The organism is Ancylobacter tetraedralis (assembly GCF_014195655.1).
Lineage (GTDB): Bacteria > Pseudomonadota > Alphaproteobacteria > Rhizobiales > Xanthobacteraceae > Ancylobacter > Ancylobacter tetraedralis.
Genome location: NZ_JACICD010000015.1, coordinates 56,855 through 62,948, shown reverse-complemented (window position 1 = coordinate 62,948; position 6,094 = coordinate 56,855). Strand labels below are relative to the sequence as shown.

The following is a 6,094-nucleotide window of genomic DNA, read 5'->3' as shown; positions in this document are numbered from 1 at the left end:
CTGCCGGTGCCCGCACCACAGGAGAGTAAGGCCGGGAGCACCGCGGACGAAGGTCGAGACGATGACCCGACCGGCTCCGAGCACAGGTATCAGCCTGAGCTCAGCCGCGTGAAGCCGGTCGAGAAAAACCAGCCCATCGAGAATGAGTTCGAGTTCGATACGGATCGCGACGACGAGATGGAGGACGTCGCCACCCGGAACCGGCGCATAACCGGCCTCATGCAAGGCGTGGCTCGACAGGTCAGCCTCAATCCCAATGACGGCATGGAGCTGTGATCGCCATGGCAGGCCGCTCGAAGAAAGCGCAGATCTCCGTCTATCTCGAGCCCGACATCATGGACATGCTGGCGCACTACGCCGCCCAGCGCGACCAGTCTATATCCCTGATCGCCCAGGCCGCGATCGCCTCTTTCCTGTCGCCCGACAGTGCCGAGCGCCAGGAGGCCGCTCTCGCCCGGCGTCTCGGCCAGATCGATCGCCGCCTCGCGCGGCTGGAGCGTGATCTCGGCATCTCGACAGAGGCCTTCGCCACCTTCATCCGCTTCTGGCTTGCCACCACCCCCGCGCTGCCGGAACCTGCGGCCCAGGCCGCCCGGGCCAAGCTCTCCGAGCGCTACGCAGCCTACACAAGCGCACTCGGCCGGCGCCTCGCCAAGGGGCCGCAGCTTCGGCAGGAGATCGTGGAGGATGTTGGGAGCGAAGAAGGACGGAGTAGCCGGAGTTGACCGATGTCGTTGAAAAAGTCGGTGCTGGAGGGTGGTGACATCACCGCTCGCGTCGGGCGTGCAGCCTCTCCTTCTCAGGCCGCCATGGCCTGCGGCCCGTTCGGCAGGAGCTTGGCGAGCTTCCGGAGGTTCTGCGCTGCGGCGGCGAGGTGGAACTCGTCGCGGGCGCCGTTCGGGCCACGTAGTCGCAGTCGGTCGAGCCTCAGGATGCGCTTCAGATGGGCGAACAGCATCTCCACCTTCTTCCGCTGCCGGCGCGAGGTGACGTAGTCGTCGGTGGCGGCGATGTCCCGTGCCATATCGCGGGCGCCCTCGTGAATCGAGCGGGGGATCTTGCGAGCGGGCGTATTGGGACAGCACCGGGGCTTCAACGAGCAGGCCTCGCAGTCCAGCTTGCTGGCGCGGTAGCGCATCATGCCGTCATCATCGACCAGCGGACGCGGCGTTCGATAGGCCTTCTGTCGCTGCCGCAACAGCTTGCCGGCAGGACAGACATAGGCGTCGGCATTGCGATCGTAGGTGAAGTCGGACCGGCTGAAAGTGCCGTCCTGGCGCTCGGACTTGTCGAACACCGGGATGTGGGGTTCGATCCCGCGCTCGTGGACCAGCCAGGCGAGGTTCTCAGCCGAGCCATAAGCGCTGTCGGCGGCGAGGCGCGCGGGCCAGAGGTCGAAGCGGTCCTGAGTGCGTTCGATCATGGTGCGCGCTGCCCCGACCTCGGCCTGCCGGATGGCGCGGCAAGCTTCGACATCGACGATGACGGCATGGTCGAGATCGATCAGGTAGTTGGTCGCGTAGGCGAAGAAGGCATGCCCCTTCAGCGCGCCGGTCCACTGTGCGGCCGGGTCCGATTTCGACACGAACTTCGGCTTCACCTCGCTGGCCGCTCCCCAAGCGGCCTCGTCGAGCGTGTCGAGATATTCCCGGACCGATCGCCGGGTTTCGGCGAGAGTGGCCCAGTCGACCGTCTCGGAGCCATCAGCCGAGCGCTGCTTGTTCGCATCCGCCTTGATCAGGCTGGCATCGACGGCGAAGCCTTCACCGCCAACAAGACCTTCCTCGACGCAGCGCCGGACCGTCGTCTCGAACAGCTCGCGCAGCAGGTCACTGTCGCGGAAGCGGCCATGCCGGTTCTTCGAGAAGGTGGAATGGTCAGGCACGTCACCTTCCAGCCCGAGCCGGCAGAACCAGCGATAGGCGAGGTTGACGTGAACCTCCTCGCACAGCCGCCGCTCGGATCGGATGCCAAAGCAATAGCCGACGAGCAGCATCCGGATCATCAGCTCCGGGTCGATCGAGGGCCGGCCGGTCTCGCTGTAAAATGGGCGGAGATGTGCGCGGATGCCGGACAGGTCGACGAACCTATCAACGGCTCGCACGAGGTGGCCGGCCGGGACGTGCCGCTCGAGGCTGAACTCGTAGAACAGCGCCTCTTGGATCACCGTCCGCTCGCCCATCATCAGCATGTCCTCCATCCCAGGGACGACTGAATCAGGACTTCACACACCCAGCAACACCGACTTTTTCAACACTATCGGACCGGAAGCGGACCGGCCGGTTTTTGGCTCTTGCTGGGCAGATATCCGCCGTTCTGCTGCCGACCCGGTTCCGGCTTCTCCGGTCACTGCCCGAAACCTGCTGGTCATTGGGCTGTCCTCGCCAGAAGAGCCTTCCGTCTACGTCGCTGCCTTACCGATGATGGCGCGTCCGGTCGCAAGCCGTGCGACAAACGTGATGACCGAGACCATGGTCGCTGGCTGGTCGGACAAGCACGCGCGTGGCGAGCTGTCCCGCTCGACCGACACGGTGCGCGACACACTGTCAAACGGCACGCCATCTTGCCACTCGATCGGCGCCCAATATTGACCCCTTGATGAGGTGAGGCTGTCAAGAGGCGGCGCGGCGGAGCTGGTTGGGGTTGCGCAGCCGTGCCGCAAGCGAGCGTGGTTCAGAATCTGTTCTTGAAGCGCCAGCTCTCATTGCCGGTCTCGACGATATCGCAATGCCCGCCATTCGGCGGGCGAGCGCCTGGCGTGGCCCTCAGACGGTGCGGATCGTCCCGCCGTCGATGACGAACTCGGCGCCGTGGATCGCAGCGGCGCGGTCGGCGGCGAGATAGGCGATAAGGTCGGCCACTTCTTCGGGCTCGGCTCCCCGCCCGATCGAGATCCCGCCCAGGGCATCGAGCACGGACTGGCGCGCGTCTTCGATCGTGCCGCCATTGGCGGCCTGAAGCATTCGGACAAAATCTCCCGCGGCCTCCGTCATGATCCAGCCGGGTGAGACGGCGTTGACCCGCACGCCCTTGGGACCGAGTTCCTTCGAGATCGACTTGCTGTAGGTCCTCAACGCAGCCTTGGCAGCGGCATAGCCGGTCGTGGATTCGGGCAGCGGCAAGACCGACTGGATCGAGGTAACGTGCACCACGACGCCCGCGCCTCGCTCGAGCATCTGCGGGATCAGCAGGCGGTCGAGTCGGACGGTCGCAAGCAAGTTGAGATTAAGCTCGGCAAGCCAGTGCTCGTCCGTCAACGCGACGAAGCCACCAGCGGGTGAAGCCGAGCCCCCGACAACATGGGCAAGGATATCGATGCCGCCCAGCCGCCCGAGCGCCGCCTTGGCCAGCGTTTCGCCGCCCTCTGGCGTGGTCAGGTTCGCCTGGACATAGTCGACCCCTGCTATGGGATCCCTGATCGCCCGGGCGGCGGTGATGACGCGCGCGCCACCGGCAAGAAAGCGCTCGACCGTGGCGCGGCCGAGACCCTTGGTGCCGCCGCTGACGAGCACGCGCTTGCCGGCGAACTCGGTCGGATCTGCCTTGATGGTCATACCGTGGTCTCCAGAGCCTTGATGGCGCCGTGCACCAGCGTGAAGCGATAGGTGAAGCGGAGCGGGCTGCCCGGGAAGTCACCATGAGCGGGACCTTCAACCACGACATCGCCGTCTTCTTCCCGAACCGTTTCGGGCGTGAAGATCGCCTTTACCGGGATCACTTCTTCCTCGAACAGCTGGCGGATAGCCGCGTGCCCCGTGAAGCGCTTGCCGTTGTCGATGAAGACGGCGTCGCGCAGGAAAGGCCTTAACATGCCGTCGATGTCGAGCCGGGCGTTTGCCACGACAAAGTCGGCGATTGGGTTGGGTAGGTCCATTGGCATGTTCATCTCCTCGACGGTGATGAGGCTCATTTAGCCATGGACTTTTCTCCTGATAATCGAGACAAATCGGCATAGGATGTTACGGAAAGCGGAACAATGAGCCTCCGCCATTCCCTGATCGAGCTCGAGGCGGTTCTCGCCATTGTTCGGTGCGGCTCGTTTCGGGCGGCGGCGCTCGACCTCGGCATATCGACCACGGCCATCAGCAACGCGGTGGGCAAGCTGGAGCGGGAGCTTGCCGTGCGATTGTTCAATCGCACCACACGCAGCGTCTCGCTCACTTACGCCGGGCGGATTTTCGTTGCGCAGATCAAACCAGCGCTCGAGGACATTCAAAAGGCGATGAACACGGCGCGCTCCCAGCAGGAGACGCCGTCCGGCACCTTGCGCATCAACGCCTTCGCGACGGCGGCGCGCGAGATCATGGCGCCACTCGTTCTAGCCTATCTACAGCGCTATCCGCAGGTCCATGTCGACCTCGTCACCGAGGGACGGCTCGTCGATGTCGTGGCCGCCGGTTTCGATCTGGGCGTGCGCAGCGCGGATCTGGTGCCCAGCGACGCGATCGCCATCCCGCTGGGCCAGATGCGGCGCATGGCGGTGGCGGCATCTCCCGCCTTCTTTGAAAGCAGGGCCATACCGCAGATGCCGCAGGAGTTGCTCGCTTACCCCTGCGTTCGCGTGCGGCTTCCCAACGGCGCCTTGTTCCGATGGCGCTTCGAGAAGAGTAGCGAGGAATTGCAGCTCGACGTCGAGGGCCCGATCACCCTCGACGAAGCGTCCCTGGCTCGGATCGCGGTGACGAACGGCGTGGGCATCGGCTATTTCATGGAAACCGATGTACGCGACGATTTCGCGGCTGGTCGGCTCGTTCGCATTCTCGAAGACTGGACGCCGCCGCTCGTGCCGCTGTGCCTCTATTATTCCAATCGACGCAATCCCTCCGCAGCCTTCCAAGCCTTCATCGCGCTCGCCCGCGACTTCGCCGCCGGACGGCTCGCACAGTGACCTGAGACCCTGATCCTCCTCCAGATTTGAGTAGAGTCCGTTGATCATGGAGACGGACGATGCGAGCCTCACGGTTCACAGAGGAACAGATCATCGGGATGCTGAAGGAGCAGGAGGCCGGCGCGAAGACGGCTGACGTCTGCCGCAAGCACGGCATCTCCTCGGCGACCTTCTACAAGTTCAAGGCCAAGTACGGCGGCATGGATATGTCCGATGCCCGGCGGCTGAAGGCGCTCGAGGAGGAGAACGCGCGGCTGAAGAAGCTGCTGGCCGAGCAGATGCTCGACAACGCGATCCTGAAGGATGTCAGCGCAAAAAAATGGTGACGCCCGATGCAAGGCGCAAAGCCGTGGCTCACGCCTGTGCCGCGCACGGGGTGAGCCAGCGTCGGGCGTGCAAGGCGCTGAGCGTTGATCGCACCAGCGTGCGCTACCGGAGTGTACGTCCCGATGACGCCAGCCTGCGGGAAGCCATGCGGGCCGTGGCCGGCGAGCGCCGCCGCTTCGGCTACCGGCGCATCCACGTCATGCTGAGGCGCCAGGGCATCGTCATGAACCAGAAGAAGCTGCGCCGGCTCTACCGGGAAGAAAAGCTCCAGGTGCGCCGGCGCGGGGGGCGCAAGCGCGCGCTTGGTACCCGGCGTCCCATCCTGGTCCCGGATCGGGTCAACGTCCGCTAGAGCCTCGACTTCGTGTCGGACGCCTTCACGGACGGACGGCGCTTCCGGGTGCTGGCCGTGGTCGACGACTTCAGCCGGGAGTGCCTGGCGCTGGTGGCCGACACCTCGCTCTCGGGCCTTCGGGTGACGCGCGAGCTCGACGCGCTGCTCGCTATCCGGGGCAGGCCTGCGACCATCGTTTCCGACAACGGCACGGAGCTGACCTCGATGGCTGTTCTCAAATGGTGCCAGCAGAGCGGCGTCGAATGGCATTACATCGCTCCCGGCAAGCCTATGCAGAACGGTTTCGTCGAGAGCTTCAACGGCCGCTTCCGTGACGAATGCCTGAACGAGACCCTGTTCTCGAGCCTGGGCCAAGCCCGTGCCGCCATCACCTCATGGAAGGAGGACTACAATGTGAACCGCCCCCACTCAGCTCTCGGCAATCGATCCCCTGCCGAGTTCGCGGCAACAATCGCACTGGAAACCGCGGCCGCCTGAGGCCAAAATCAACCCTCGGACTCTCCCCTAAACCGGAGGAGAAAAGG

General features: G+C 64.7%; 6 protein-coding genes and 2 pseudogenes. 5 read left to right on the top strand and 3 right to left on the bottom strand.

Features of this window, described 5'->3' with window-relative positions:
• Together FHS55_RS22225 and FHS55_RS22220 are read left to right on the top strand one after the other, a co-directional pair.
• A pseudogene (locus FHS55_RS22225) lies at positions 1–276 on the top strand (conjugal transfer protein TraG); the annotation flags it as partial.
• A gap of 5 nt (positions 277–281) precedes the next feature.
• Positions 282–725, top strand: coding sequence for a CopG family transcriptional regulator (locus FHS55_RS22220; RefSeq protein ID WP_183192052.1), 444 nt, complete (start codon positions 282–284; stop codon positions 723–725).
• Between the two features lie 74 nt (positions 726–799).
• On the opposite strand, the gene FHS55_RS22215 is transcribed toward FHS55_RS22220, so the two are convergent.
• Positions 800–2,185 carry an IS1182 family transposase gene (locus FHS55_RS22215; RefSeq protein WP_183192059.1) on the bottom strand — a complete coding sequence of 462 codons (1,386 nt, stop codon included), beginning with the start codon at positions 2,183–2,185 and terminating at the stop codon, positions 800–802.
• A gap of 4 nt (positions 2,186–2,189) precedes the next feature.
• Between FHS55_RS22215 and FHS55_RS22210 the strand changes: the two genes are divergently transcribed.
• Positions 2,190–2,591, top strand: coding sequence for a hypothetical protein (locus FHS55_RS22210; protein WP_183192051.1), 402 nt, complete (start codon positions 2,190–2,192; stop codon positions 2,589–2,591).
• Positions 2,592–2,765: 174 nt separating this feature from the next.
• On the opposite strand, the gene FHS55_RS22205 is transcribed toward FHS55_RS22210, so the two are convergent.
• A complete protein-coding gene (locus tag FHS55_RS22205; RefSeq protein WP_183192050.1) occupies positions 2,766–3,554 on the bottom strand; it encodes an SDR family oxidoreductase in 789 nt (262 codons plus the stop codon).
• Positions 3,551–3,910, bottom strand: a complete 360-nt coding sequence (locus FHS55_RS22200; RefSeq protein WP_246340387.1) for a YybH family protein — start codon at positions 3,908–3,910, stop codon at positions 3,551–3,553. The genes FHS55_RS22205 and FHS55_RS22200 overlap by 4 nt, the downstream gene beginning before the upstream one ends.
• Positions 3,911–3,976: 66 nt before the next feature.
• Here FHS55_RS22200 and FHS55_RS22195 point away from each other — a divergent pair, with 66 nt between their 5' ends.
• On the top strand, positions 3,977–4,888 hold the full coding sequence (locus tag FHS55_RS22195; protein WP_183192049.1) for a LysR family transcriptional regulator: 912 nt from the start codon (positions 3,977–3,979) through the stop codon (positions 4,886–4,888).
• Between the two features lie 59 nt (positions 4,889–4,947).
• Positions 4,948–6,047 (top strand): annotated as a pseudogene (locus FHS55_RS22190) (IS3 family transposase).
• The last annotated feature ends 47 nt before the right edge of the window (positions 6,048–6,094 follow it).